This is a genomic window from Collibacillus ludicampi (assembly GCF_023705585.1).
GTDB classification, from domain to species: Bacteria; Bacillota; Bacilli; order Tumebacillales; family BOQE01; genus Collibacillus; species Collibacillus ludicampi.
Window position 1 is genome coordinate 3,333,123 of record NZ_BOQE01000001.1, and the last position, 26,332, is coordinate 3,359,454.

A 26,332-nucleotide genomic window follows, 5' to 3' on the forward strand; every position below is an offset into this window, starting at 1 on the left:
TTGGGGCTGTCCCAAAAGTCTAACAACTGAGGGCCAGCCCCCTTTATTTTATGAAAAAATATAAGAAGAGATCGCGTCCTCTTGGTAAAATGGAAGTACCATCAACCATTGCCAAAGGAGCGATCTCTTTATGACGAATCATATCACGGAACAACTCACAATGCCACTGGAAGTCGAGCAAGCTTAGACTTCTGCTTGCACCCGCATGGTCAAAGGTTCTGCTGCGTTTATACCGTATGAGATGAACCAAATTTGCCTTCCTCTTAGCCTAGAAGAATCCCTCATCATGTGGTTCGCATCGTCAACGATGCTGTCGACTGTATCGACGACGATATTTTTTTTAAACCGTATCCTGGTGGCGGTCGAAGCAGTTACCACCCGAAACTTATGACAAAGATCATCGTTTACGGATACACACAAAAACTGTACTCCTCCCGTTAAATTGCAAAAGCAATACGTGAGAACATTCCGTTCATGTGGCTAAGCGCACAGCAAACACCGGGCTTTCGTGCCATCAGTCGGTTTCGTTCCGAACGGATGAAGTTCAACACGAAGGATTATTATTAGATCGCAACCGGAGATAATTTTTTTTTAAAACGATGAAAAGTAAAGGTGTTGCATTCGCACCGTTACCTGTATTTGTGAAAAAGAGGAGAAACCTATCAAAGAATTGAGACGGGCTGCTCCATGAGGAGGGTGCATTTCACCGTCACAGTTTCCGCCATCCCTTACCGTAGACTTGTAGCCGCACCTGGGTACAATTTTCAATCGGCATGGCCAGTTTCTCCATCGTACGAAGCGCATCATCTGCATCCTTATGGTTCCAAGCTTCCATAAACTTTCGTTGCACCCATCCCCGTTCGTCTTAAGGCAGATGATCCGTTACGTTGCGCATTTTATGTACATAACAGCGTTGTATCACTGCAAATTTCTCAAATTACACTCTTCACTGCGTATGGATCGCTTTACTTCCCATTAACGATCAACAAAATCACTTCTTCTGTTTTCAGCTCAGTAGCGATTGCAAGTGGTACCATTCTCCTTGTTTTTCCTTCCAAATCCCCAATTATTTTTCTTACCTTCTTTATCAATTCCTCGGGCGGCATCAACCGTATGATTGGCCGCGGCAATCAAATCGATCATGATAACGAGATAACGGCGAATGTCGAGCAGACCTTTCATCATTTTTCGTCAGCGATTTTGGGTGCGGCCAACAGTATCACCGGTTGGTTATAGAATCCAAGTGTTTCCCACAGTCACATGATGTGGCGAACCGATCGAAGTCGGTCATTCTTAACCGATATTCCTAGTTTGACCATCGCAGTCGAAAGCGCCGAGTGACTACAAGAACTGCCCGGAGTGTATCCATGGAATCCATTTTAACTATTGCGTGTACATACCGTGTCAACTCTGAAACGGAAGCCAGCTTGTTCGCAACAGCCGCTTGGTGTTAAGCCTTGTGACAGTGATGAAGATTTGTTCACTCATATTGAGGACAAAATTATCAAGTGCAAACAACTAAAAATTGAAACAATTGTAAATGAATGCTCACGAGACTAAACCGAAAAATCAGGGAATCCCCTGATTGCTTTTAATTATTACTCGGGTTATTTTCGACTATATATTATTATCTAATTTCATAGAAAATATATTGAATTTGGGGGGAAGGAGAGTTTTGGATACATTAGATAATCATTTATATATTTCTTAATCTTAAGTATTTAGAGCAGATGTGCATAAGTTGCAATTTGTCTCATCCCTTCGTTACTGTGTCTACTGATCAATCGAACGTCAACGACAGCAGTTATAGCTTCATTTTCAAAAACAGATGGTATGACAAAAAATAGTGTAGAATCATCAAATGCGAGGGACTTTTAATGGCCAAGCAAAGCTTCATACTGACAGACGTTCTAAATAAAAGGGTTATCTCGATCTTTCTATTCAGTTTACTCGTTCTATCACTTTCCATTGTCTTTTATCCTTACCTGCCCAAACATCTCTCTAATTATCCAGCTCTCCATGCACTTTGGGAGCTTTTATCGATTCTAGCGAGTGTGTTGATTTTCACCATTGGCTGGCACTCATATCCATTTAACAAATCTCCAGTTGTTTTGCTTATTTCGGTTCCATTTCTAGAGGTCGGATTGTTGGATTTGGCTCATATATTGTCCTATCTTGAAATGCCTGATTGGGGCATTCTCAATTCTCCCCAAAAATCGATTTACTTTTGGTTGTGGGCTCGTTCGGTTGAAAGCATATCGATTCTGGTCGTGCTCTTTTGGCCTTGGCAACGATCACAACCCCCTTGGTTTAAAAGATCCCTACTCTTGATTTGTTTTTCATCCTTATTTTTGATTTTGGGGATTATGTATTTTGGGGAAAACTATCTTTCCAATGTTTTTCATGAAGATGATGGATTTATCCGGTTTAAGCAAGGAATGGAGTTGGGTGTTATCTTGTTACATCTCTGGGCGGCCGGGTTGGTGTTACGGCGAGATGAACTTCCCAGAATTTTGCGATGTCCATCCATTTTTCTCTTTATCTGGATTGCAGGAATCGGAGAAGTGTTTTTCATGCTCTATCAAACGGTTAACGATGCTCTGAATCTCCTAGGTGATGTATATAAAGCCGTTGCAAACGGATTTCTGCTGCAAGCCATTTTGACACATGGCATACGCTATCCTTATGAACGACTGAAACGATCGGAACAAAAAAGAATGAATCATGAACAACAGTTAAAGACCATTCTTGACCACACGGAGGAAGCCATACTAGCAACGGATCCGCTTGGCAAAATTCAAATTGTAAATCCTATGGCTGCAAAATTGGTTGGTTTACCATCGGAACAGTTGATTGGAAAACCTATAGACGATATTTGTCAAATCTATCACACATTATCGGGGGAAGATTGCACCTATAAATTGATCCAAGCCATACGAAATCAAGAAAAGTGGGAGATTCCCCCCACTCTTTATTTGAAAGACCGGAGTGGAAACCAAATTCCCGTTTTACTGCAAATCACCATTCTTTCGCAATCCGATTCCGTTCCAATCGGAGCCATTTTCACTCTACGTGACTTGACAGACAAAAAACGTTATGAAATGCAAGAGATGCTGTCAACAAGAATTCTGGAAAACATGTCAGAAGGGGTGATCATCACAGACCGAAACCGATCAATTGTTTCAGTCAACCAAGCGTTTACAAATATTACTGGATACAAACAAGAAGAAATACAGGGAAAGACACCGAAAATTCTGGCTTCCGGCATTCATAACCGGGAATTTTACCAAGAAATGTGGCAATCTTTGAACCAATACGGTATGTGGCAAGGAGAAATTTGGGATCGAAAGAAGAGTGGTGAGTTTTTTCTGGCAGAAGTAACCATAACAGCTATTAAAGACGAAACCGGATTCGTCACACATTTTGTAAGTTTTTTAAAAGATATCACTCTAAAAAAACAGATGGAGGAACAAATCCGTTTTCAAGCTTTTCACGACCCTTTAACTGGACTGTCCAATCGTTCCACGTTTCTTGCGAAACTTGAGGAAGCCATCATCGAAGCTGAACGAACGGGAAAAAAGCTGGCTGTCATCTTCTTGGATTTAGATCGGTTTAAACAAATTAATGATAGCTTGGGGCACGAGGCGGGTGACCGTTTATTACAGAAGATTGCAGAACGCTTGCTTCAGGGAGTTCGAGGGTCTGATTGTGTTGCTCGATTCGGTGGTGATGAATTTGTCGTCCTTGTCTCTGGATTTTCGGAACCTCATGAAGCGAAATTGGTTGCACACCGCATATTAGCAGAGATTGAGCAACCATTTAATTTGTACGGCCGGCCATATTTTATTGGGGCTAGCATTGGGATTAGCCTGTACCCAAAGGATGGAACCGATCAGGATGCGTTAATTCAAAATGCTGATCTCGCCATGTATCGGGCAAAAGAAAGTGGAAGCGGAGTTGTATTCTACGATGTCGAAATGCAGGTATCAAACACCAAACGAATGAGGCTTGAAACACTGTTGCGGAAATCGATTCAGAGTCCTGATTTTGAACTGCACTATCAACCTCAATTTCATGCGCAAACGGGTGAGATCATTGGAGTTGAAGCATTGATTCGCTGGAGACCGGAAGGAAGTGATCCGATTCCTCCTGGCACGTTTATTCCAATCGCCGAAGAAACCGGATTAATCAAGCCGATTGAACGCTGGGTGTTACAAACTGCTTGTCGGCAATTTTCAGAATGGCAGAGTAAACTGAAACGACCGATTCGTCTAGCGGTAAACATTTCTACATCACAATTTCAACAGAGCCATTTTGTTGATCATGTGAAAGAAGTTCTACGAATAACCCACATGAAACCGGAATTATTAGAATTAGAAATAACAGAGAGTGTGTTTATGAATCACCCTGAAGAAGCAATACACACGATACGTTCATTGAAAAAATTAGGTGTTCGAATTGCTCTTGACGATTTTGGTACAGGATATTCATCCCTGCGCTACCTACAAGATTTTCCGGTGGACACTCTCAAGATTGACCGTAGCTTCATTCAAACCATCGAAAAAAGCCAAGCAACGTTCTCAATCGTCAAAGCGATTCTTCAAATGGCACACGATTTAAGGATTGAGGTGATCGCTGAAGGAATCGAAACACCCCAACAAAGGAACGTTTTACAACGTCTGAATTGTGAAGGCCTTCAGGGTTTCCTGCTCAGCCCAGTATTAACGGTTACTGAAATATTGGAATTATTGTTGAGCGAAAAAAGCGCATTGTAGTCTGGTTCAGATAACGGAAGGACACCGCCTTACCCAAATAATGATTCCGTTATCTCTCACTAATCATTCAATTACCGAGGGAAGTGATTGAATCTCGGATCCGAAAACAAGGAGCTCCATCCAACCTGACAAGGCTCATCCAGATCGGGTGAGCTTTTTTGTCGTTGGGGAGTGGAGATACAAAGTGAGATTTTCCGCTCAAACGATTGACAGTTGCTTCAATAAAACTAAGTGACTTTTGGGTGGGGTGTATCGCTTTGCAGCGCAGAGGTGAGTGTGTGAGACACCGACTTTGGAGATCGTCTCACTTCCTTTCGGATGTAAAAGGGTATATGCATTGCGTGTAATAGCGACTTTGAAGGTCGTCTCGCAACATATGATTATAATTCCATGCGAGACGACCTTCACGGAGCATAAGCGCAATGCATATACCCGCTGAAACGACCTCCACGGAGCGCGAACGCAAAGCATGCGCCCACCAAGCTACACATTTTCAAGGGAGCCACCCATGCCGCAAGCGGCACCATCAGAGGATGAAAAGTTTCTTGTGTGGGTAGTCAGATTTAAGCCCGCCACATGAGATATAGTGACTTTTGGTTGGATGTAATCACTTTGCAGCGCAGAGGTGAGTTGAAGGTCGTTCCGCAACATCTGTTTATAATGCGGGCGGAACGACCTTCATCGAACCCAAGCGCAAAGTGATACATCCAACCAAGCACTAGTTTTCAAGATTGCCACCCATGCCGGATGGGTGGCACCATAAAGTTGAGAGTTTCCAGAAAAAAATATATATTGACTTAAAAATGATTCTAATATTACACTAATTATAACGTAAACGTAATAATAACGTTATATTATTTTTTGTAATATAACCTCAGTCATTATGAAAATGTTACAGCTACTTTTTTGAGGAGGAATTGAAATGGTCAAACTTATCGCGATTTATAAAAAGCCGGAAAATACTGAGGAATTTGATCGCCATTACTATGAAGTACATGCTCCATTAGCGGAAAAGATGCCTGGCCTCATCAAATTGGAAGTGAATAAAATCTTCGGTACGCCTGCTGGAGAGAGCGATCTTCATTTAATCGCCGAGATGTATTTCGAGACGAAGGAAGCGATGATGAACGCGTTATCTTCACCGGAGGGCCGCGCAGCAGGAAAGGACTTAATGGGATTCGCAGGAAAACTGGTTACCATGCATTTTGCTGAAGTCGTGTAGGTGAGTATGATGAGACAACATGTGGATGAAACGGGAATACACGAACGATATCGGGAAGAAATCCGTGAGAAATTAGAGCAAGATTCTTTCGCCCAATTTCTTGGTATTTCCTTACTTGAATTCGGGCCGGGAACGGCTGTTGCCGAATTGGAAGTGAAGGAACATATGCTGAATGCCCATGGTACCACACATGGGGCTGTTATTTTTGCATTGGCCGATTTTGTATTTGCGGTTGCCAGCAATTCTTATGGAAAAACATCCGTCGCTCTCTCTATGAATATCGGTTACCTCGCACCAAGTATGAAAGGAAATCGATTGCGCGCAACGGCACTGGAAGAAAAGAAAAACAACCGCACCTCCTGGTATCGTATTCGCGTGGAGAACGAAGAGGGGCCTGTTGCTCTACTTGATGCCCTGGCCTATCGCAAGAATGATCATTTTGTTTCTATTGAGCCGCAGACTTGAAAACGTTTACTACATCGGCGCAAAAGGGAGGGTACGCGATGTACAAGGCAGGAGAGAAAGTCATGGGTTTTGAAACGAAGAATCGATTCAATCATTATTTAGGTATTGAGATCAAGCGCGTCGATGATGAAGGATGTACAGCGGTTTTAAAAATCCGTCCTGAACTCTATAACAGTATCGAGGGAGTGGTTCATGGAGGAGTGACCAGCACGCTGGCCGACGTGGCCATGGGGCATGGCGCCGCTCCCCATGTGGACGGCGTTCAGCAATGTGTGACGGTGGAAAGTAAGATTAGTTACTTGGCTCCTGCAAAAGGAGATCTGTTGATTGCTGAATCGAAGGTTTTGAAACGGGGAGCGAAATTAATTACTATGGAAGCCCGAGTGACGACGGGAGATGGGGAATTAGTGGCCGTCGCATTAGGCACGTACGCACGTATCAAACCGAAACATCTTACAGATTGAATGTGAAAACCAAGGGGTTAAAAGTATGGAAGAGACTGTATTATTGGAGAAACAAGGACATATAGGAATCATCCGATTAAATAGACCTAACGAGTTGAACGCATTGAATTATCCCACTCTCGTGCGCTTAGGTGAAATCATCGATCAGTTACATCAAGAAATTAAGGAAACCCGGGTTGTAATTGTAACCGCTTCCGGTAAGGCTTTTTGCGCTGGGGCGGACTTGAAAGAACGAAGGACGCTTAATGAACAGCAAGTTCGTCGCAATGTGCGTACGATCAGGGATGTATTTTCCGCATTGGAAAGGTTGCCACAACCGACGATTGCTGCAATTAATGGATACGCATTCGGCGGGGGATTCGAATTAGCCTTGGCATGCGATTTCCGATACGCCGTGAGGGAAGCGAAGCTAGGACTTACGGAAGTAAGCCTGGGGATTATACCGGGGGCCGGGGGAACGCAACGTCTGCCTAGGTTAATCGGTCCCGCAAAAGCGAAAGAACTGATCTTAACCGCCAGAAAAATCACAGCAGAAGAAGCAAAAGCATATGGAATTCTCAACGGCATAGCAGAAAACGAACACCACCTCTGGGATCTCTGTACTATGTTGGCATCTGAAATACTTGCGAATGCTCCACTTGCGGTGTATCAGGCCAAGTATGCGATTGACAGAGGACTTGGTACCGATTTTCAAAGCGGGTTGGATTTGGAGTCGAAAGCGTATGAAGTGATTATTCCTACGAAGGATCGCTTGGAAGCGCTGGAAGCGTTCCGGGAGAAAAGGAAACCGGTGTTTCGCGGTGAATGAAGCCAATCGTAAGAAAGGGGTAAGAAGTGATGATTTTTAACCGGGAAATTGAAACCATGTCTCGTGAAGAACTCAAAAAGATTCAGTTTGAACGATTGAGAGAGGTAGTCAGTAGAGTATATGAAAGAGTCCCCTTTCATAGAGAGAATTTTATCAAGGCAGGAGTCAAGCCTGAAGATATCAAGAGTCTTGAGGATATTCAACGGCTGCCTTTTATGAAGAAAACGGATTTGCGCGAAAACTATCCTTTTAACCTATTCGCTGTGGATATGAAAGAAGTCGTTCGTATTCATGGTTCTTCCGGCACCAAGGGGAAGCCCACAGTTGTGGGTTATACGAGAAGGGACATCGAAAACTGGTCTGAGATCGTTGCCAGGGCGATTTGTTGTGCAGGTGGCCGTCCGGGGGACATTTTCCATAACGCTTACGGATATGGATTGTTCACGGGAGGACTTGGATTGCACTATGGAATCGAATATCTGGGGGCGGTGGCCGTACCGGTTTCGGGCGGGAATACACCGCGGCAGATCACATTGATCGAAGATTTCAAGCCGCGCGGAATTTCAGGCACCCCATCTTATATTCTTAACATAGTGGAAGAGATGGAACGTTTGGGGAAAGATCCAAGAAATACGAGTCTGGAGTATGGAATTTTCGGAGCGGAACCATGGACGGAAGAGATGCGTGCTCAATTGGAAGAGAAATTGAATATTAAAGCGGTCGATATTTACGGATTAAGTGAAGTGATGGGACCCGGGGTTTCCATAGAATGTTATGAAGCGCAAGACGGATTGCATATTGCGGAAGATCACTTCTTGGTGGAGGTTGTCGATCCCGAAACGGGAGAGGTGCTTCCGTACGGAGAAGAGGGAGAGCTTGTTTTCACTTCGTTGACAAAAGAGGCGTTCCCTGTCATTCGTTATCGTACGGGTGATATCGCTTCTTTGAACCCTGAAAAATGCAAATGTGGACGTACGACTGTTCGTATGTCGAGAATCAAAGGCCGTGTTGACGATATGTTGATTATTCGCGGGGTAAACGTATTTCCGACGGAAATCGAATCGGTTCTCTTGAGCTTTAAGCAGTTAGCTCCGCACTATCAAGTGGTCATTGAGCGGGAGGGAGCGTTGGACCGGTTTGAAGTGCAGTGTGAATTGACCACGGAATATATGAGACAAATCGGAGACCTCGCGAATAGCCATGATGTCGTTCGTTTGACCAAAGAGATTAGTCATACGATGAAAAATACTTTGGGTGTCAGCGTTCAGTTAAAGTTGCACGAACCGCATACGATTCCTCGCAGCGAAGGCAAGGCGATACGGATTGTGGACAAAAGGAATCAGCCAGTGAACAGTAAGTAGACGCCAAAAGTAATGGAAGGAAAGCGAGGGGAGCAGATGGACTACGAATTCATACGAGTTGCAAGAGATCAAGCCGTGGGGATTATCACATTGCATCGTCCTGAGGTTCTCAATGCACTAAACCTCAAACTGGTCGACGAATTGGTAGAAGCGTTGGAAAACATGGATCGAGACGATTCGGTTCGTACCATCGTTCTCACAGGTAATGAGAAAGCGTTTGCGGCCGGGGCCGATATCGATGAAATGGCCGATGAAACAGCCATTTCCATGTTGCTGAAAGACCAGTTTACGGTGTGGGATCGGATCGCCACAATCAATAAGCCTATCATCGCTGCTGTCAGTGGATATGTTCTCGGTGGCGGTTGTGAACTGATGATGAATTGCGATATCGTCATCGCTTCCGAAACAACAAAAATTGGACAACCGGAAATCAATCTGGGGGTCATGCCGGGCGCAGGAGGAACTCAACGATTGACCAAAATGGTCGGAAAAGTCAAGGCGATGGAGATGCTGTTGACAGGTTCACCGATTTCCGCCGAAGAAGCGCTTCGTTACGGCTTGGTCAACAAAGTTGTTCCTGTCGAGATGTATTTGCAAGAAGCAGTCACATTGGCCAAGAAGATCGCTGCTAAACCACCTCTAGCGGTGCGTTTGATCAAAAAATCCGTCTTAAAAGCGATCGATAATCCGCTCTCAGAAGGGTTGGCATACGAACGAAACTGTTTTTATCTGCTGTTTGCCAGCGAAGACCAAACGGAAGGTATGAGAGCATTTGTAGAGAAACGTAAACCAAAATTTACGGGACGGTAGGGATCGAGAAATGTATGAGACCATTATGTACGAGATAACAGAAGGAATCGCGAAAATCACACTGAATCGTCCGGACAAATTTAATGCATTCACAGAGCAAATGCATAAAGAATTGATCGATGCGCTCAAACAAGCGGGAAAAAGTCAGGATGTCCGTTGCCTTGTGTTGACGGGAGCCGGCAAGGCGTTCAATGCTGGACAAGATCTTGCTGAAGTACAAGAAGGCGACGTTGATTTTGCCGGTTTCTTGCGCGAGCGTTATAACCCTTTGATCATGCAAATCCGTCAAACGGAGAAACCGGTCATTGCTGCGGTCAACGGGGTGGCCGCGGGTGCAGGGATGAGTTTGGCTTTGGCTAGCGATATTCGGCTTGCTTCGGAAAAAGCATCTTTTATCAACGCTTTTGTCAATATCGGCTTAGTTCCAGATTCGGGCGGCTGTTATTTCCTTCCGAGGATTGTGGGAATCGGCAAAGCTCTGGAATTGGCAATGACGGGCAGCAAGGTAACAGCTGAAGAAGCGTACCGGATCGGGCTGGTCAACCATGTTTTTCCTGCAGACAGTTTCGAAGCTGATGTGATGGAATATGCGATCAAATTGGCAAAATTGCCGACCAAAGCGATCGGATTGATCAAACGTGCGATGTACAAAGGTCTTCATATGACGTTAGAAGAGACCTTGGAATATGAAGCGTATACCCAACAGATCGCGGGCAACACGGAAGATCATAAGGAAGGTGTTTCTGCATTTTTTGAGAAACGGAACCCAGTCTTCAAAGGAAAATAATCACGGACGCGAAGCATACGCTCAGTAAGCACACATATTTAAAATAGGGAGGCATTCATGTGGCCACTTATCGTCTTGGCGTGGTTGGTGCAGGCACCATGGGTGCGGGTATAGCTCTCGTTTGTGCGCGCAAAGGACATCATGTTTCTTTGCTCGATGCCAATCAGACCGCTTTGGAGAAAGCGATGTCTTATATTCAATCCGTTCTTTTAAGGGATGAGGAAAAAGGAAAGATCTCGGGTCAGCAAAAAGAAGCGATCTTCCAATCGATACATCCTGTGCAAGAAATCGGACAACTTGCCGAGTGCGATATTGTCATCGAAGCGGTGTCAGAGCGTTTGGATCTGAAGAAATCGATATTTCGCTCATTGACGGAGATTTGCCGAACTGATGCACTGCTCTTGACGAATACATCATCCCTGTCCATCACGGAAATCGCAGGCGGATTGCCGCATCCGGAACGGATTTTGGGGTTGCATTTCTTTAACCCGGCACCCGTTATGCCGCTAGTGGAAGTCATCCGCGGAAAAAAATCGGGCGAAAAAGAAATTGAATGTGTTTACCAGTTTGCCAAAGATCTCGGAAAAGTACCTGTTCTCGCGAATGACACGCCTGGATTTATCGTCAATCGCGTAGCCCGCCCTTTTTATAATGAAGCTTTACGCATTCTCGGCGACCGTGTAGCTTCTGTGGAACAGATTGATCAAATCATGAAATTGGCGGGCGGCTTCAAGATGGGGCCGTTTGAGCTGCAAGACCTGATTGGTATCGATGTGAATTTTGCAGTCACGGAATCTGTTTACTCCAGCTTTTTCCATGAAGGGCGTTTCAGACCGAGCCGCCTTCAACAACGGATGGTTCAGGCGGGGACGATCGGAAGAAAGTCGGGTGAAGGGTATTATGATTACAACAACTAAAGCGGTTCTACTCGCGGGAGAGAGCCCCCTGTTCGCCGAATTGAAACAAACGCTCGAAGAGCACAATTATGAAGTCGTATCGTTGGAGAGAATCGAAGAGTGTGGGGATCGTTTGCTATGCGCGGTAGAGGTGACGAATGTTGACCTCGATCTCAAGCGCTCACTGATCGAAACGATTGATCAACGGGTGCCGGTAGAGGTTCCTGTCATCACCTCCACCTTATCGATAACGGCTACCGAAGTGGCCTCATGGACGAAGCATCCGGAGCGCATTTGCGGTTTTGGCACTTTTGTTCCTCTATCAGAAAGGCAATTGATTGAGATCGCCCCCGCTTTACAATCGGAAAAGCAAGCGGTTGAAAAGACAGAGCGTTTTTTCCGCGAGCTTGGTAAACAAGTGGCGGTGGTCGACGACGAGGTTGGCTTAGTCTTTCCGCGTGTGTTGTCTCTCATCATTAATGAAGCGGTATTTACCGTGATGGAAGGCACGGCGACCCCTGAAGATATCGACATCGCAATGAAAAAAGGCACCAACTACCCTTATGGTCCGTTGGAATGGGCGGATCGCATCGGGCTAGATGAAGTGTACGCTGTCATTCGTGGATTGCACCGGGATCTGTGCGAAGAGAGGTACCGGCCGGCTCCATTGCTCCGCAAGATGGTTTTGGCAGGAAGAATGGGAGTCAGAAGCGGGCGCGGATTTTATTCCTATTAATATAGATAAACCAATTTTAAGGAGAAGGAGAGCGAACCATGAGAACACCTGTGATTGTTGACGCCGTAAGAACGCCGATCGGACGATACGGAGGCACCTTGAAAGATGTCCGCCCTGATGATTTGGGAGCGATCGTTATTCGCCAATTACTGGAGCGGAATCCGTTCGATCCGGAATTGATCGACGATGTGATCTTTGGTTGTGCCAATCAAGCGGGTGAGGACAACAGGAATGTCGCACGCATGTCGTTATTGTTGGCAGGGTTGCCCGTTTCAGTTCCCGGCGTGACCGTCAATCGTCTATGCGGCTCCGGGCTCGAGGCGGTCAATCAGTGTGCCAATGCGGTAGCTGCCGGAAGAGGGGATGTCTATATCGCCGGAGGCACGGAAAGCATGACACGCGCTCCCTTCGTCATGATGAAAGCAGAGACCGGTTTTCCTCGCGGCAATATAGAAATGTTTGACACAACGATCGGCTGGAGGTTTATCAATAAAAGGTTGGCAGACATGTACTATCCGTACAGTATGGGAGAAACGGCCGAAAATGTGGCGGAACGATATGGTATCACCAGGGAGGACCAAGACCGATTTGCTCTCTCCAGCCAGCAAAAATATGCAAAAGCATCGGCTGAAGGAAAATTCAAGGATGAAATTGTCCCTGTAGAAATTCACGGTCGTAAAGGAGAAGTTACTCTCTTTGTTGAAGATGAACACCCTCGTCCTGATACCACGTTGGAAAAATTGGCGAAATTGAAACCAGCCTTCCGCCAGGGCGGAACTGTGACGGCAGGTAACTCATCGGGCGTAAATGATGGTGCAGCCGCACTCCTCGTGATGGAAGAGGAAACGGCTGTACGATTGGGAATGAGACCGAGAGCGCGAATCGTAGCATCCGCTGTTGCCGGAGTGGATCCCGCAGTTATGGGAATCGGGCCTGTATTTGCTACACGCAAAGTTCTGAAGCAAGCAGGATTAAACGTCAACGATATCGACCTGATCGAATTGAATGAAGCTTTTGCCGCACAAGCATTAGCGTGCATACGTGAGTTGGATCTCGATATCGAGCGCGTGAATGTAAACGGCGGAGCGATCGCCCTAGGTCATCCTCTCGGATGCAGTGGCGCGCGGATCATGACCACGTTGCTTTATGAAATGGAGAGAAGAGGGGCCCGTTACGGATTGGCAACGATGTGCATCGGTGTGGGTCAAGGAATCGCTACGATCATCGAGCGCGTCTAAGTTCTGAGGTTCTCGTCATGAAGACTTATTGTCGACCTATATTGAGATGAAAAATATTCGGATGTGCGGGGGCTCTGTTCGATGAGCCCCTTCCATCTGTCTAAGCAAACGCCTTTAGGAATACTATGTAACAAAAAAATGAGAAAATTTTTGTTGAACATTATATTACGATATGATAATATTACGTTAGATAAACGTTATATAAAATAATGAGTCGCATAATGAGAGAATAAAGCATGTCATCTTGCTGGGAGGGAGTTTTATGGGAAACCAAATCACGATCGATCACCGAACGGATAACGAACGGATGCAAGAATTTCTCGATCGGTTGGATCGTGGAGAAAAGATTGAAGCAGACGACTGGATGCCTGATGATTACCGGCAACAACTGGTGAAATTGATCGCTATGCACGCGATCAGTGAAATCATGGGAGCGCTGCCGGAAAAAGAATGGGTCCCCAAAGCGCCTACGCTGCATCGGAAATTGGCGATCATGGCCAAAGTACAAGATGAAATGGGACATGGACAATTGCTCCTGCGTGTCGCCGAGGATTTGATCGCACCTTGGGGGAAAACGCGGGAAGATCTGATTCAAGACTTATTTTACGGAACATTGAAATTTCACAACGTATTCCATATGTCGGCACCTACCTGGGCAGACGCCGGCTTGATCGGATGGTTGGTTGACGGAGCCGCTATCATCACGCAAACGATGTCATTGGATACTTCGTACGCTCCATATGCCCGAGCGTTACAGCGGATTTGCGCCGAAGAGAAGTTTCACATGCAGCACGGCGAAAGCGTGATCCTCGCCCTTGCGGAAGGGACTAAAGAACAAAGGCAAATGCTGCAAGATGCATTGAATCGTTGGTGGCCTGCACTGCTTATGTTTTTCGGACCGCCGGAAAACGGCAAAATCTCCAGTAACCAAGAGAAAAATATTCGTTACAAAATTCGCACCCAGACCAACGAGCAATTACGTCAAGCATTTTTCAGCAAGTATGTACCTCAAATTTGGCATATTGGTTTAACCATTCCTGACGAAACGATTCATTTCGATGAGGAAACGGGTGTGTGGCATTACCAGCAACCCGACTGGGATGAGTTCAAGCGCATCGTGAGCGGCCACGGTCCGAGATCAAAGGAACGCCTGCTCCTGAGAAGAATGTCTTACGAAGATAGCCAATGGGTCAGGGATGCATTGCTATACCATCAACGTTCCGTCAGTTAGGAGGTGTTACCATGGCAGAGAAAATCGATAACAATAAAGACTTCGCGGTTTTTGAAGTTTTCAGCCAGAAAAATCCGAAGAGCCCGTTCGTTCATCAATTCAGTCTGCTTGCGCCCAATCATGAAATGGCGATGGCATTGGCAAGAGAAAATTTTTTGCGACGAGAATCTTGTACGAACCTATGGGTGATCAAAAGGGACGACATCTATGTTCTACCGCCTGAAGAGCGTAAAGCATTGGAACGGATGGATAACAAGGATTATCGAGAGACGAAAGGGTATGGAGAACTGCAAGCGCGCTGGCGGTATCACAGAGAACAATATGAGAAAAATGCTTCAGCGAAGAAATAGATGGGAGGATGGATATGACGGAATTGCAGCGAGTGCTTGACGCAAACCAGGCGAAGGAACTTGAGGGATTCCGGGACGCACTGGTGGAATTGTTGTACCAACTAGCGGATGATGACTTTATCCTGAGTTATCGGGGATCGGAGTGGCTCGGTTTGGCGCCGCATATCGAAGAGGATGTATCTTTCTCCTCCATCTCCCAGGATACGATGGGACACGCAGTCGCTTTTTATGAAATGCTGGAGTCGCTGGGTGAAGGAAAAGCGGATGACCTGGCACAACTTCGCCAGCCGGAAGCGTTTCGCAACGCGATCTTGGTAGAACGCCCGAACGGATCCGGCCACTATATGGAGAAACCGCAATACGATTGGGCTTATACAGTTGTCCGCTTCTACCTTTACGAACTGTTTAAACAGGTTCGTTTGGAATCGCTTGTCCATTCCACATATGTTCCTTTAGCACAATTGGCTCGTAAAATGATGCCTGAATTGCATTATCATCTGATTCACTGGTCCGTATGGCTTAAGCAGTTGGCGAATAGCACAGATGAGGCGAAATCAAAGATGGTCAACGCTTTGCAAAAAGCGTGGGTGGACTTGGGAGATTTGTTCGATCTTGGGCCCCAAGCGGATGCCATCGTGCAGCACGGGTTGATCGAAGGGGAAGAGTTGTTGAGAGAGCGTTGGATCCATCGGGTGAAACAAACCCTGGAAGTCAACCGTTTGCCTTGGTTTGGCAAGCCGGTAAAAGGTGAGTATAACGGGCGTGCCGGGAAGCATACGGATGACCTGGTAACTGCCTTGCAAACGCTTTCCGAGGTATATCGTCTGGATCCCGCGGCGAACTGGTAAAGGGGGATTTTTGATGACATCCTTTACGCATGCGCTTGAGAGTGAGGTATGGAAAGGGTTACAAGAAGTAAGCGATCCGGAAATACCGAGTATCAGTATCGTGGAAATGGGAATGGTCAACGGCGTGCGCGTCGAGGACAATCATGTTTCTATCGAATTTACCCCGACGTTCGTCGGTTGCCCGGCATTAAAGATCATTGAGAAAAATATCATTGATCGGATTTCGGCCATACCTGGCGTTGAAAGCGTTGATGTTCAGTTTGTGTTCGAACCTCGCTGGACTACCGATCGAATCAGCGAATCAGGAAGGGAAAAGTTACGCAAGTTTGGGATACTGCCACCCCCCAAGCGAGCGGAAGATGCTTGGGAAATCGAGTGTCCCTATTGCAACTCCAAGAATACGACGCTGGATAATCTGTTCGGTCCGACCGCATGTCGAAGCATCGCGTATTGCCGGGATTGCAGGAATCCATTTGAAGCCATAAAACCTATCTAATTCACATGTGTCAGGGGTGTTGTGCGAATGGCGGAGCAAAAATTGATGTATATCAACGGAGAATGGGTTAAGGCAGAAAACGGGGAAACAATTGAAATCTTGAACCCTGCGACAGGTGAGTCTGTTGGGGTAGTGAGCTACGGGGATGGCCGAGATGCCGCCAAGGCGGTTGCAGCGGCAGCTGAAGCGTTTGCGGGTTGGTCAAAACTGACCGCGAGAGAGCGCTCCAAGTATTTATATAATATGTATGAACTTGTTCGTAATCATAGGGATGAGTTGGCTGGCATCATTTCGGCAGAAATGGGCAAGCCTGTGCGGGAAGCGAAAGGAGAAGTGCTTGGAGCAGCCGATAACTTTATGTGGTATGCGGAGGAAGCGAAACGTATTTATGGAGATACCATCCCCTCCTCCGTACCCAACAAGCGTATCATGGTGATTCGTCAACCTGTCGGTGTGGTTGCCGCTATCACTCCATGGAATTTCCCTGTGAACATGATTGCACGAAAGCTTGCACCTGCTTTGGCAGCGGGTTGTACCGTCGTCTTGAAACCGGCGGAAAGCACTCCATTAAGTGCGATTCGATTGTTTGAGTTGTTTGAGCAAGCCGGATTTCCTAAGGGAGTAGTCAATCTCGTGATCGGGAAACCAGAATCCGTAGGGCAGGAGTTCATAGATAATCCGAAAGTGCGTAAAATTGCCTTCACCGGATCGACGCGGGTTGGCAAACTGCTTATGGAAGGTGCGGCGAAACATGTGAAGCGGGTAAGTCTGGAATTAGGCGGCCACGCTCCATTTATTGTATTCGATGACGCCAATCTGGATGCCGCTGTTGAAGGATTGTTTGAAAGTAAATACCGTAATTCCGGGCAAATGTGTATCTGCACCAACCGACTGTACGTTCATGAGGCAGTACTCGATGCTTTTACCAATAAACTGGTAGAAAGACTAAAGAAGGCGAAAGTTGGAGACGGCCGAAACAAAGATACAGAAATTGGCCCGTTAGTGAACGAACGTGCACTTAACAAAGTATTAGATCATATCGATGATGCGAAAGCAAAAGGAGGACGCATCGTTTGCGGGGGTCATCGATTGACTGAGGGAGATTACAGCAAAGGGTTTTTTATCGAACCCACAGTTATTGTCGATGTAACGCAAGAGATGAAAATCTGTCATGAAGAAACCTTCGGGCCCGTCGTGCCTATCATTCCATTTAAAGATGAAGCTTCTGTCGTGGCAATGGCGAACGACTCTAACTATGGTTTGGCCGCTTATGTTTATACCGAGAATAATAGTCGCTGTTTCCGAATGGCAGAATCCTTAGAATATGGTATTGTCGGTATCAATGACGGTGCCCCGACCCAAACGCAAGCACCTTTTGGTGGTTTTAAGGAAAGCGGGATTGGACGGGAAGGCGGTTACTACGCAATGGAAGGCTTTTTGGAAATCAAATTTGTCTCCTTTGGGATTTGAACGTACACATTTTGAAGAAAGACCGATCCATCCGTTCGCAGTGTGAGCGCGGGGCTTAAAGGGGGAGTTTACCCATGAAACCGGGTTTACATCCAGGGGTGAAAGTCGAGTTTGAAGTCACCGTAACTGATGATATGCGTCCCGCTTTTGATGGTAAGGTTGTACATGATGTCATGTCCACCGTCTCGATGATTTACTTCATGGAAAAAGCGGGACGGATGTTGATTCTTCCTTATTTGGAAGAAGAAGAAGAAGGGGCGGGCTATGCCATCGATATCAAACACGTCGGTCCAGCGGTCATCGGACAGAGCGTTCGGTTTTCCGCCATCTGTACAGGAGTCACCCCTAAACGGGTGGTTTGCGATGTCATCGCAGAGACAGATGAAAACCTAGTAGGCAAAGGCTCTTTCACGCAAGCGATCTTTCAACGTCGAGACATGTTAAGGCGGATCGACGAACTGCAAGAGAAAACATCCATCCAAGCGAATTGAATTCTTTTAAGGAAGAAAGGACCATGAGACGATTCATGGTCCTTATCCTGTTATTACAAATTCAGTATTTTAACGTTTGTGCATAACGCCACAAGTGTTCTCCAACTAATGGTCTTGTCTTGCTCATGGCTTCTCTCAGATTCGAGATTTGCTGTTCAAGCCATTCGTGGACGGTTTGAACCCATTTCTCAGCTGTTCCTCTCGCAAACTGTTTCATCTTCATTACGGCTTTCTCGGACGCTGCGTCATGTTCTTCCGATTCGATCATACAGCGGATCATGATGCCAAATACATGGGGATGCCGTTCTCCGTTCAATATCCTATAAAGACATCCCAATGCTGTTGTACGGTGATAACTGGTTTCGTAATTATGTTTGTGCAGATCACGCAATCCGGGAAGATTTTTTGTCTCTTCAAGAAGTTTCATCTGGGTTGCAAAAGAACATTGGATCTCGAGCGCATACAAACTCTTCTGCATGAGATCCAAGACTTCCCTGAATCCTTCAATATGCTCGGGTTCTTGTCTTACAAGCGGATCCTCTCGTTCATTCGTAATCACCCATTCGTCATATTGGGGAGGTTGGAGACCTGAAAGAAAAGTGTTGAATTGAAATTCCCATTCGTCAACCTGGTTGAGGACTTCGTCCCAGTTTTTTCGCAGATCTTTGATTCTGTGTTTAATGAATTCTGCATCCCGGAAAAACGCTTCGTAAGTGTCAGGCACTTGGCTTCTATAAAGCGGGACAACTCCATAGGACCATGGGTCGAAATAAAGCATGAGGTGCTCCCCCCGTATGATTGAGTTCATTCAATACTGTATTTGGTATCGGTGCCTATGGTTCGTTGTCCCTGAAAAATTGGGCAGATCGATCTGCCGCATCAAAGTTGTTTCAATGCGCGAAGATGTGCCTCAATTGTGCGTTCAATATCTTCGTCACTATGCTCTGTCGATAGAAACATACCCTCAAACTGGGAAGGAGGAAGCAAAATCCCCTGCTCTAGCATCAAACGAAAATATTTGCGAAAACGATCAACATTTGATGTTTTTGCCGTTTCATAGTCGATCACTTCTTGGTCTGTAAAAAAGACGCCGACCATCGAGCCCACACGGTTGATGGCGAGAGGGATTCCCGTTTCTTTTGCGTTCGCAGCGAGGCCTTCAGAGAGACGCGAAGCTTTGCGTTCCAATTCTTCGTACATGCCCGGCTTACCCATTTCAGTTAATGTGGCAAACCCGGCAGCCATAGCGAGCGGATTGCCGGAAAGCGTGCCCGCTTGATAGACAGGTCCATCAGGTGCGATCTGCCGCATGATTTCTTCTCTACCACCGTACGCGCCGACCGGCATTCCTCCTCCGATCACTTTTCCCATGGTTGTCAAGTCCGGTGTCACCCCGAATCGGCCTTGTGCACAATGAAGGTCGACACGAAAGCCTGTCATCACTTCATCAAAAATCAACAAGGCACCGTACGTGCGGGTCAATTCGCGCAGCCCTTCCAAAAAGCCTGGAACCGGCGGGACAACACCCATATTTCCGGCTACCGGTTCAACAATAACAGCAGCGATCTCTTCTCCAAACTGTGCAAAAACTTTTTTTACACTCTCCAAATCGTTATAAGGAACTGCGATGGTTTTGGATGCGACAGATTCGGGTACCCCGGGGCTATCCGGCAGTCCTAATGCGGCAACTCCAGATCCCGCTTTGATTAATAAGCTATCGGCACTGCCGTGATAACTGCCAATGAACTTGACGATCAATTCCCTCTTCGTAAATCCTCGTGCCAACCGCAGGGCACTCATCGTCGCTTCCGTTCCCGAATTGACCATGCGGACAACTTCTACGGAGGGTACCCGTTCGCATACGAGTTTGGCCATATCGGTTTCAATTGTCGTTGGAACGCCAAAGCTTATTCCCTTCTCAATCGCTGACCGCAAAGCCGTCTGTACTGCAGGGTGGCAATGCCCTAGAATCAACGGTCCCCAAGATAATATGTAATCGATATATTCATTGCCGTCGACATCATAAACTTTCGAGCCTTTTCCATGGTCGATAAAGATAGGAGTCATACTCACCGATTTGAAGGCGCGCACCGGACTGTTGACACCGCCCGGTAAATATTTTTTTGCTTCCGCGAAGCGGGCCGTTGATCGATCGTATCCTCTATGCATATTGTTCCTCCTTTGAAATTTTGTCCATTACTCATTCCCAACTCCATTATAGCGCATACTGACAGAGTGGGTTTCAATTCAGCATCGAGGGGGAGCCTGAGATCATGTTGCGGCAACGTTTTATAGGGGGAATGGGAAGATTCCTTTCACTCAATCAGCAGACGGTTCTCTTTTACCGTTCCTGGGTTCCGTTAAAACCTCGACTCATTCTGATCATGATCCATGGTGCTTGTCAACATTCCGGGCTGTTTTTGGAATTGGGGAGGTACTGTTTGCAACACCGCATCGCTTTCTATGCGCTGGATCTTCGCGGCTTTGGTCAGTCAACGGGAAAACGGGGCCATGTTCACTCGTTTTGTGAATACTTGGATGATCTCGATCAATTTATCGGACATATAAAAAACATCCATCCTGATGACCCTGTTTTTTTGTTGGGGCACAGTTTAGGTGGAACAATCGTCATTCGTTACGAGCAGGAACGTCCGAACTGTGTTCAGGGAGCGATCTTATCGGCGCCGGCTTTGCGGTTGCGCTTGCATATCCCTTACTATCTCTATTATGTGTGTCGGTTCTTATCGTGGATGACTCCGGGGCTCTGTCTTGAGTTGTATAAATGGGCCCGCTTGACTGCGAGAATTCCCCGTTTTCGTTTTCTTTTTCATGGTAGACTGATGAAAAAAGAAGCCGATCCTTTTTCAACCGGTCAACTTTCCATTCGCTGGATCACAGAACTGCTTGCCAACGGACAGCAGGCATTGAATAAAACGGACAATTTTCACGTTTCTGTTTTATGTCTTTGCGGTACCGATGATCCATTGATCGATCCGTCTTCCATTCGACAGTTCTATGATTCGATACGTGTCAAAGATAAGAAAATGCTTCTCTTACCTAACGTGAAACATCAGATCTTACAGTTCGACGGGAAAGAACAGGTTTTTGAACAGATTGTCAACTGGTTAAACGAGCACGTAACAAGAGATATACCGGAAGGTGTTTTTTCATGAATAACCATGCCTTTGGGCGTATCTCGCAAGCACCAAAGCTAAAGGGAACCCTGTGAGGTTCCCTTTAGCTTTGATGTGCAGAAGTATCATCCGTTATGGCCAGTCCTGTCAATTGAAACAACTCTTCCTCTGTCACAACGCGATAATGTTCCGTATGCGTCCACTTTCTCGCTTTATGTCGGAAGATGCCAATGAGTGCAAGAGGAATCCATGTCAGACTGAAAACGGGAAGATAGAGTATACTCAAGATTCTCTTTGGGCTTACTCGTTCGCAGATAAGTCCAAAAAAGGGGATGCTCGTTTCCGTCATTAGAAGAATGTTACGTACTTTCGACGGTACGCTTCCCCAAATGGACCAGTAAAATGGATGAATGTATTGAAGAATCGCAGCGAAAATGAGAATTCCAGATGCTACGATGACGAAAGGTTGTATCAGGTACATGCATAGATCCACCATCGACGGATTCCTGGTTTTTATTCCTTGTTTCAATAGTGCAGCGATATAACGGAAGCAACAATCGGCATGTCCTTGCATCCAACGGATGCGTTGGCGGATCGATTGAGCGAGGGAAACCGGTTTTTCATCGTAGATTTTCGCTTCATGTACCCAGGTTGCGCGGATATTTTTTGCAAGCATACATTGCAAGGTAAACTCCAGGTCTTCCGTCAAGCTCGTGGCATTCCATCCGATTTCTTCGAGAAGTTTTGTCTCGACGCATATTCCCGTTCCGCCAAGTACACAACTCCAACCCAAATTATAACGTGCCAATTGAAAAATTCGATTGGTTGCCCAATAGGAGAGCGCATAACACTTGGAGATCCAGGAATCATCCGGATTTTTTACGTCAAGACACGCTTGAAGCAAGGAGTAACCGTTTTGCAAATACGTGTTCAAGATCTCAAGAAAATTGGGCGAAACCAGGTTGTCGGCATCGAGGATGACGAATGCATCCCAACGATTGGGCTCCTTTGTTAACAAGCGATGGAACATCCACGAGAGAGCGTATCCTTTGCCGCGGTGTTTAGAATCAAAGCGTTCCACCGCGTAGGCGCCTCCTTTGATCGCGATTTCCATCGTGCGATCCGTACAGTTGTCACATATTACAAAAATATCATACAGATGCCTTGGATAATTGATCTTTAGGAGATTTTGCACCAATTGACCGATCACGCGCTCTTCATTGTGTGCGGGAATGACGATAGCGAACCGCTTCGTGGGCTTTGACGGTGATGGTACGTTATGCCGGCGAAACCCAAAAATGGCGACAGACAGTTGGTAAAATACGACGATGAACAGCATCACCTGGATCGAGTTGATCAAAAAATTGACAATGATCATAAAAACACCTTCCCGATAGAATGGCACAAATATTACTGTTTCCAGTTTTCGTCGAGACATGCATACCGGTTCCATGTATGTATCATTCAATTTTGGAGACATATAGAACGGTGAACGAATTACGGCAGGAGGATATAAGGTTATGTTTCTTGCGAGACGACGGGCGTTTCTTGTCATCCTGTTCATCATTTCTGCGCTCCTCTACGTTTGGTTGCAACATAAACAGAGTGACGAAGGTCAGGAACGGCCGATCACATACCGGGAATTTGAGGAAATGGTTTCCGTTATGATTGGTTCTCGTGTCGACAGGGATAAGTCTATATCGGCTCAATGGTTAACACGAACGGATGTGAAGAAGCTTTTGTTACAATCTCTCTCACAAAAAAATTGGAAATATACTTCCGGTACCTTGCAGGAATTTCCCGTTTATGCGCCAGTAACGTCATCAGAATTAGAACGCATGCTGGATCGTCAGATTGGATTGCGTCCTGATCGGAGGTTTGTTACGAAAAAGGAAGCGGTACATCTGCTCGATCGGCTATTCCACGGCAAGGTAGTTTATACGGCATTAGGGGATTCGTTGGCTCGAGGGGTGGGAGATCACTCGAGGATGAAAGAACAAATTGGTTATGTAGGAAGATTCCGTACGTTTCTGGAAAAAACGGAAAAACGGACGGTTATTACGAACAATCTGGGGATCAAAGGCTTGACCAGCAGCGAACTTCTTATGATGATCCGTCAAAATCCGAGCGTACGGGAGGCCATCCGCGAAGCTACGCTTCTATCTGTACACATCGGAGGAAATGATTTGCTGGAAGCGGCACGCGCCAAGGAACCAAATCGCGAGTTGGAAAATAATCTTGTTCGCTTTCGGGAGAATTGGAATATGATTTTGATTGAAATCCGAAAGTTAAATCCTCAAGCGGAGTTGCTTGTTTTAAACAATTATATCCCGTTCCCGAGAAACCACCCGTACCATCATTTTGCTGCGTGGTGGATTTCAAAGTATAATCGAGTGATCGAAACCAGTGTACGGCGGTTGGAGAAATCGGATCCTTTCTTTTTGGGACTCGCTTCTTTGCCGCCAGTATTCGATAAGCACGAGGATGAATACATTTCTAAATTAGATGGTGTACACCCAAATGGCACGGGATATCAGATGATTGCGAATGAGATCATTCATGTATATCAAGCTTCTTAAGGCAAGAAGTTCGTTTGAGATCAAAGATTCGCGGCAATAATGGATGGTAACTCCATTTCGACTCCCATGCCATTGAAACGACGTGATCAGAAAATGAAAATCGTCTCAAGGGAATGGAGAAAAGGTATCTATGAAACCATTATTTATCGTGAACGAATATGCGGGAAAAGGAAAAACAAAACAACGATGGTCAAACATTCAACGCCATCTAGACATGTTGGCGATACCCTATCAGGTTCATTTCACTACACGACCCAGAGAGGCCGTTGAGGTAGCTAAACGGGCAGCGCTCTACGAATGTTCACACGTGATAGCGGTGGGAGGAGATGGAACGGTCAATGAAGTGGTGAATGGATTATGCGGACAGCAAGCGGTTTTCGGGGTGATACCGACGGGTACGGGCAATGATTTTGCGCGCATGCTCGACATTCCGGATGATCCCTTTTTTGCCGTAAAAAAATTGGTGAACGGCAGTGAGAAAAAAATTGACTTGTTAGAACTTAACGGGAAGTTTATTGCCGGAGCCATTGGCATCGGATTCGACGGAGCGATCGCAGAGGATATGAATCGCTCGTCATGGAAGAAAAGATTTGGGGCATTCGGATATGTTTTAAGTATGTTAAAAATACTCAGAACATTTTATCCCTTCACCTTGTATTTAGATCTGGACGAAAAAAGCTTTATGATCGACAAATGTTGGATGGTTGCTGTTGGAAATTCTTGTTTTTATGGTGGAGGAATGAAAATTTGTCCAGATGCAAAACATGATGATGGTTTACTTGATGTCTGTATCGTTCATGACCTCTCTCGTACAGGAATATTAAAAGCCTTCCCCAGCGTCTTTTCCGGAAGGCATGTTCAACATCCGAATGTGATCTATATGCGGGGACAAGAGGTTCATGTACGTACAGAGCCATCCGTTTACATTCACGGGGATGGCGAAATCTTCGGTCAAACCCCAGGGGAGATTGTGATTCATCCGCACGCATTGAATGTCATCTGCTAGGGAGCGTCCGATCATGCATCTATTTGTTATTGTCTTCGTCTTATTATGGTCCATCTTCTGTATCATGCTTGGAGACTGGCTTTTGAGAAAAGGAGTGGCCTTTCAGAATCAAGGAATTGCCAAAAGGGGGATATGGCTGCAGATCCTGGGAGCCATCGTCACGCTCGGTTTCCCGATCCTGGTGGCTTGTATGATGAGCTAAAGGAAAGAACCCCGTTGAGTAGGGGGTTCTTTCGTATTGAAAAGGTTCCTTTTTTTAAGCAAATGAATCTTCTTCGCGCCCGGGATATGCCGGAGGAATATACGTAATCGGTTCATCGAACGTTATATAATCGAGATTGACCATGAGCAGGATATACCTTTTTCCTGTCTCCGGATCGCTGATAATGATATGGTCACGTCCAGCAGTTTCTACACGACCGCGAAATACCTTTGCGTTCCACAATGAATTGTTTTCAAACGTCATGTAAATGGTTGCGATTTTTCCGCGATTCATGCGAAGGATGTTTTCGACGTAGGATTCTTCGGCTGTAGGAACGGGGGCAGGAGATGGGGGTTGCAGGTAAAGCGGCACCGCTCGGATATTGAACGGTATATGGAGTCATGTCGTACGGTTGCTGCATTTCTCTGTGTAACCCGTAATCTATGTTACCGTAATAAGGGGAATAAGGATACATGTGATCACTCCTCGTTAATTACCTATACACACCTGGACAGTTTTCGGGAATCGGGGTATAAAAACAATGGCTTTTATAGCGTCCCGCGAGCGGTTGGTTAAACCATTGCGGGTAGCAAGCACCTGCGGGCTTAAAAAACCATAATGCGTTACTCGCCGGATGAAACTTTTGACCTTGGATCACCTTTCGGGCCAACCGTTTATCAACCCCCCTGGCTCGTATCGAATAGAAATAAGATTTTATCGTCGCTTCAAATCCACCAGGACGCTGAAAGACCATCTGTCTGATCGTACGAATCCCCTTGAAGTCCAAACAATTTCCTCTCACCCGATTGACGCCAACATTACCAACCATAAGCATTCCTAACTTTCCTTCTCCTTCTGCTTCCGCGCGCATCAATCGGCAAAGGAGTTCAACGTCTGACGCCCTTGCTCTAACAACGGCCATGTGTTCACCTCCCGTTTCCCGAGTACATTACAAAGTATGTG

General features: G+C 46.1%; 28 protein-coding genes and 1 pseudogene. 22 read left to right on the forward strand and 7 right to left on the reverse strand.

Going from position 1 to position 26,332, the window contains the following annotated elements:
* Positions 1 to 205: 205 nt before the first annotated feature.
* Positions 206 to 543 (forward strand): annotated as a pseudogene (locus DNHGIG_RS21115) (transposase); the annotation flags it as partial.
* 166 nt (positions 544 to 709) lie between these two features.
* Here DNHGIG_RS21115 and DNHGIG_RS16945 read toward each other — a convergent pair.
* Together DNHGIG_RS16945 and DNHGIG_RS16950 are read right to left on the reverse strand one after the other, a co-directional pair.
* Positions 710 to 850 carry a hypothetical protein gene (locus tag DNHGIG_RS16945; protein ID WP_282200697.1) on the reverse strand — a complete coding sequence of 47 codons (141 nt, stop codon included), beginning with the start codon at positions 848 to 850 and terminating at the stop codon, positions 710 to 712.
* A 161-nt stretch (positions 851 to 1,011) separates the two neighbouring features.
* On the reverse strand, positions 1,012 to 1,185 hold the full coding sequence (locus DNHGIG_RS16950; protein WP_282200698.1) for a hypothetical protein: 174 nt from the start codon (positions 1,183 to 1,185) through the stop codon (positions 1,012 to 1,014).
* A 692-nt stretch (positions 1,186 to 1,877) separates the two neighbouring features.
* Between DNHGIG_RS16950 and DNHGIG_RS16955 the strand changes: the two genes are divergently transcribed.
* The 17 genes from DNHGIG_RS16955 to DNHGIG_RS17035 all read left to right on the forward strand — a co-directional run bounded on the left by DNHGIG_RS16955 (position 1,878) and on the right by DNHGIG_RS17035 (position 18,448).
* Positions 1,878 to 4,775, forward strand: coding sequence for a bifunctional diguanylate cyclase/phosphodiesterase (locus DNHGIG_RS16955; RefSeq protein ID WP_282200699.1), 2,898 nt, complete (start codon positions 1,878 to 1,880; stop codon positions 4,773 to 4,775).
* A gap of 922 nt (positions 4,776 to 5,697) precedes the next feature.
* Complete coding sequence (locus DNHGIG_RS16960; protein WP_282200700.1) at positions 5,698 to 5,997, forward strand: EthD family reductase; 300 nt, start codon at positions 5,698 to 5,700, stop codon at positions 5,995 to 5,997.
* A 9-nt stretch (positions 5,998 to 6,006) separates the two neighbouring features.
* Entirely contained in the window at positions 6,007 to 6,462 is a 456-nt protein-coding gene (locus DNHGIG_RS16965) for a hotdog fold thioesterase (RefSeq protein WP_282200701.1), read from the forward strand.
* A 62-nt stretch (positions 6,463 to 6,524) separates the two neighbouring features.
* The gene (locus tag DNHGIG_RS16970) at positions 6,525 to 6,926 is read left to right on the forward strand and encodes a PaaI family thioesterase (RefSeq protein WP_282201462.1); all 402 of its coding nucleotides are present in this window, start codon (positions 6,525 to 6,527) and stop codon (positions 6,924 to 6,926) included.
* A gap of 25 nt (positions 6,927 to 6,951) precedes the next feature.
* Positions 6,952 to 7,734 (forward strand): enoyl-CoA hydratase-related protein, encoded by a 783-nt coding sequence (locus tag DNHGIG_RS16975; RefSeq protein ID WP_282200702.1) that lies wholly within the window; start codon positions 6,952 to 6,954, stop codon positions 7,732 to 7,734.
* Between the two features lie 29 nt (positions 7,735 to 7,763).
* Complete coding sequence (gene paaK / locus DNHGIG_RS16980) at positions 7,764 to 9,095, forward strand: phenylacetate--CoA ligase PaaK (protein ID WP_282200703.1); 1,332 nt, start codon at positions 7,764 to 7,766, stop codon at positions 9,093 to 9,095.
* A gap of 36 nt (positions 9,096 to 9,131) precedes the next feature.
* Positions 9,132 to 9,905 (forward strand): enoyl-CoA hydratase-related protein, encoded by a 774-nt coding sequence (locus tag DNHGIG_RS16985; protein ID WP_282200704.1) that lies wholly within the window; start codon positions 9,132 to 9,134, stop codon positions 9,903 to 9,905.
* 10 nt (positions 9,906 to 9,915) lie between these two features.
* Complete coding sequence (locus DNHGIG_RS16990) at positions 9,916 to 10,692, forward strand: enoyl-CoA hydratase-related protein (protein WP_282200705.1); 777 nt, start codon at positions 9,916 to 9,918, stop codon at positions 10,690 to 10,692.
* Between the two features lie 59 nt (positions 10,693 to 10,751).
* Positions 10,752 to 11,609, forward strand: coding sequence for a 3-hydroxyacyl-CoA dehydrogenase NAD-binding domain-containing protein (locus DNHGIG_RS16995; RefSeq protein WP_282200706.1), 858 nt, complete (start codon positions 10,752 to 10,754; stop codon positions 11,607 to 11,609).
* Positions 11,593 to 12,324 carry a 3-hydroxyacyl-CoA dehydrogenase family protein gene (locus tag DNHGIG_RS17000; protein WP_282200707.1) on the forward strand — a complete coding sequence of 244 codons (732 nt, stop codon included), beginning with the start codon at positions 11,593 to 11,595 and terminating at the stop codon, positions 12,322 to 12,324. The genes DNHGIG_RS16995 and DNHGIG_RS17000 overlap by 17 nt, the downstream gene beginning before the upstream one ends.
* 38 nt (positions 12,325 to 12,362) lie before the next feature.
* Positions 12,363 to 13,562, forward strand: a complete 1,200-nt coding sequence (gene pcaF, locus DNHGIG_RS17005; protein ID WP_282200708.1) for a 3-oxoadipyl-CoA thiolase — start codon at positions 12,363 to 12,365, stop codon at positions 13,560 to 13,562.
* 307 nt (positions 13,563 to 13,869) lie between these two features.
* Positions 13,870 to 14,793, forward strand: a complete 924-nt coding sequence (paaA, locus tag DNHGIG_RS17010) for a 1,2-phenylacetyl-CoA epoxidase subunit PaaA (RefSeq protein ID WP_439647780.1) — start codon at positions 13,870 to 13,872, stop codon at positions 14,791 to 14,793.
* Positions 14,794 to 14,804: 11 nt separating this feature from the next.
* Entirely contained in the window at positions 14,805 to 15,143 is a 339-nt protein-coding gene (locus tag DNHGIG_RS17015) for a 1,2-phenylacetyl-CoA epoxidase subunit B (protein ID WP_282200710.1), read from the forward strand.
* 14 nt (positions 15,144 to 15,157) lie between these two features.
* Entirely contained in the window at positions 15,158 to 15,991 is an 834-nt protein-coding gene (gene paaC / locus DNHGIG_RS17020; protein WP_282200711.1) for a 1,2-phenylacetyl-CoA epoxidase subunit PaaC, read from the forward strand.
* A 13-nt stretch (positions 15,992 to 16,004) separates the two neighbouring features.
* A complete protein-coding gene (paaD, locus tag DNHGIG_RS17025; RefSeq protein ID WP_282200712.1) occupies positions 16,005 to 16,487 on the forward strand; it encodes a 1,2-phenylacetyl-CoA epoxidase subunit PaaD in 483 nt (160 codons plus the stop codon).
* A gap of 27 nt (positions 16,488 to 16,514) precedes the next feature.
* Positions 16,515 to 17,957, forward strand: a complete 1,443-nt coding sequence (locus DNHGIG_RS17030) for an NAD-dependent succinate-semialdehyde dehydrogenase (RefSeq protein ID WP_282200713.1) — start codon at positions 16,515 to 16,517, stop codon at positions 17,955 to 17,957.
* A 74-nt stretch (positions 17,958 to 18,031) separates the two neighbouring features.
* A complete protein-coding gene (locus tag DNHGIG_RS17035) occupies positions 18,032 to 18,448 on the forward strand; it encodes a thioesterase family protein (RefSeq protein ID WP_282200714.1) in 417 nt (138 codons plus the stop codon).
* A gap of 61 nt (positions 18,449 to 18,509) precedes the next feature.
* On the opposite strand, the gene DNHGIG_RS17040 is transcribed toward DNHGIG_RS17035, so the two are convergent.
* The gene (locus DNHGIG_RS17040) at positions 18,510 to 19,226 is read right to left on the reverse strand and encodes a hypothetical protein (protein ID WP_282200715.1); all 717 of its coding nucleotides are present in this window, start codon (positions 19,224 to 19,226) and stop codon (positions 18,510 to 18,512) included.
* 101 nt (positions 19,227 to 19,327) lie between these two features.
* Positions 19,328 to 20,617, reverse strand: a complete 1,290-nt coding sequence (hemL, locus tag DNHGIG_RS17045) for a glutamate-1-semialdehyde 2,1-aminomutase (RefSeq protein WP_282200716.1) — start codon at positions 20,615 to 20,617, stop codon at positions 19,328 to 19,330.
* A 104-nt stretch (positions 20,618 to 20,721) separates the two neighbouring features.
* Here hemL and DNHGIG_RS17050 point away from each other — a divergent pair, with 104 nt between their 5' ends.
* Complete coding sequence (locus tag DNHGIG_RS17050) at positions 20,722 to 21,621, forward strand: alpha/beta hydrolase (RefSeq protein ID WP_282200717.1); 900 nt, start codon at positions 20,722 to 20,724, stop codon at positions 21,619 to 21,621.
* A 64-nt stretch (positions 21,622 to 21,685) separates the two neighbouring features.
* Here DNHGIG_RS17050 and DNHGIG_RS17055 read toward each other — a convergent pair whose 3' ends face one another.
* Entirely contained in the window at positions 21,686 to 22,960 is a 1,275-nt protein-coding gene (locus DNHGIG_RS17055; RefSeq protein WP_282200718.1) for a glycosyltransferase family 2 protein, read from the reverse strand.
* 142 nt (positions 22,961 to 23,102) lie between these two features.
* On the opposite strand from DNHGIG_RS17055, the gene DNHGIG_RS17060 reads away from it, so the two are divergent.
* The 3 genes from DNHGIG_RS17060 to DNHGIG_RS17070 all read left to right on the forward strand — a co-directional run bounded on the left by DNHGIG_RS17060 (position 23,103) and on the right by DNHGIG_RS17070 (position 25,369).
* Complete coding sequence (locus DNHGIG_RS17060; RefSeq protein WP_282200719.1) at positions 23,103 to 24,161, forward strand: GDSL-type esterase/lipase family protein; 1,059 nt, start codon at positions 23,103 to 23,105, stop codon at positions 24,159 to 24,161.
* 130 nt (positions 24,162 to 24,291) lie between these two features.
* Positions 24,292 to 25,167, forward strand: a complete 876-nt coding sequence (locus DNHGIG_RS17065) for a diacylglycerol/lipid kinase family protein (protein WP_282200720.1) — start codon at positions 24,292 to 24,294, stop codon at positions 25,165 to 25,167.
* Between the two features lie 13 nt (positions 25,168 to 25,180).
* Complete coding sequence (locus DNHGIG_RS17070; RefSeq protein ID WP_282200721.1) at positions 25,181 to 25,369, forward strand: hypothetical protein; 189 nt, start codon at positions 25,181 to 25,183, stop codon at positions 25,367 to 25,369.
* A gap of 54 nt (positions 25,370 to 25,423) precedes the next feature.
* On the opposite strand, the gene gerQ is transcribed toward DNHGIG_RS17070, so the two are convergent.
* On the reverse strand, positions 25,424 to 25,741 hold the full coding sequence (gene gerQ / locus DNHGIG_RS17075) for a spore coat protein GerQ (protein WP_439647752.1): 318 nt from the start codon (positions 25,739 to 25,741) through the stop codon (positions 25,424 to 25,426).
* A 121-nt stretch (positions 25,742 to 25,862) separates the two neighbouring features.
* Complete coding sequence (locus DNHGIG_RS17080) at positions 25,863 to 26,291, reverse strand: cell wall hydrolase (RefSeq protein ID WP_282200722.1); 429 nt, start codon at positions 26,289 to 26,291, stop codon at positions 25,863 to 25,865.
* Positions 26,292 to 26,332 lie beyond the last annotated feature (41 nt).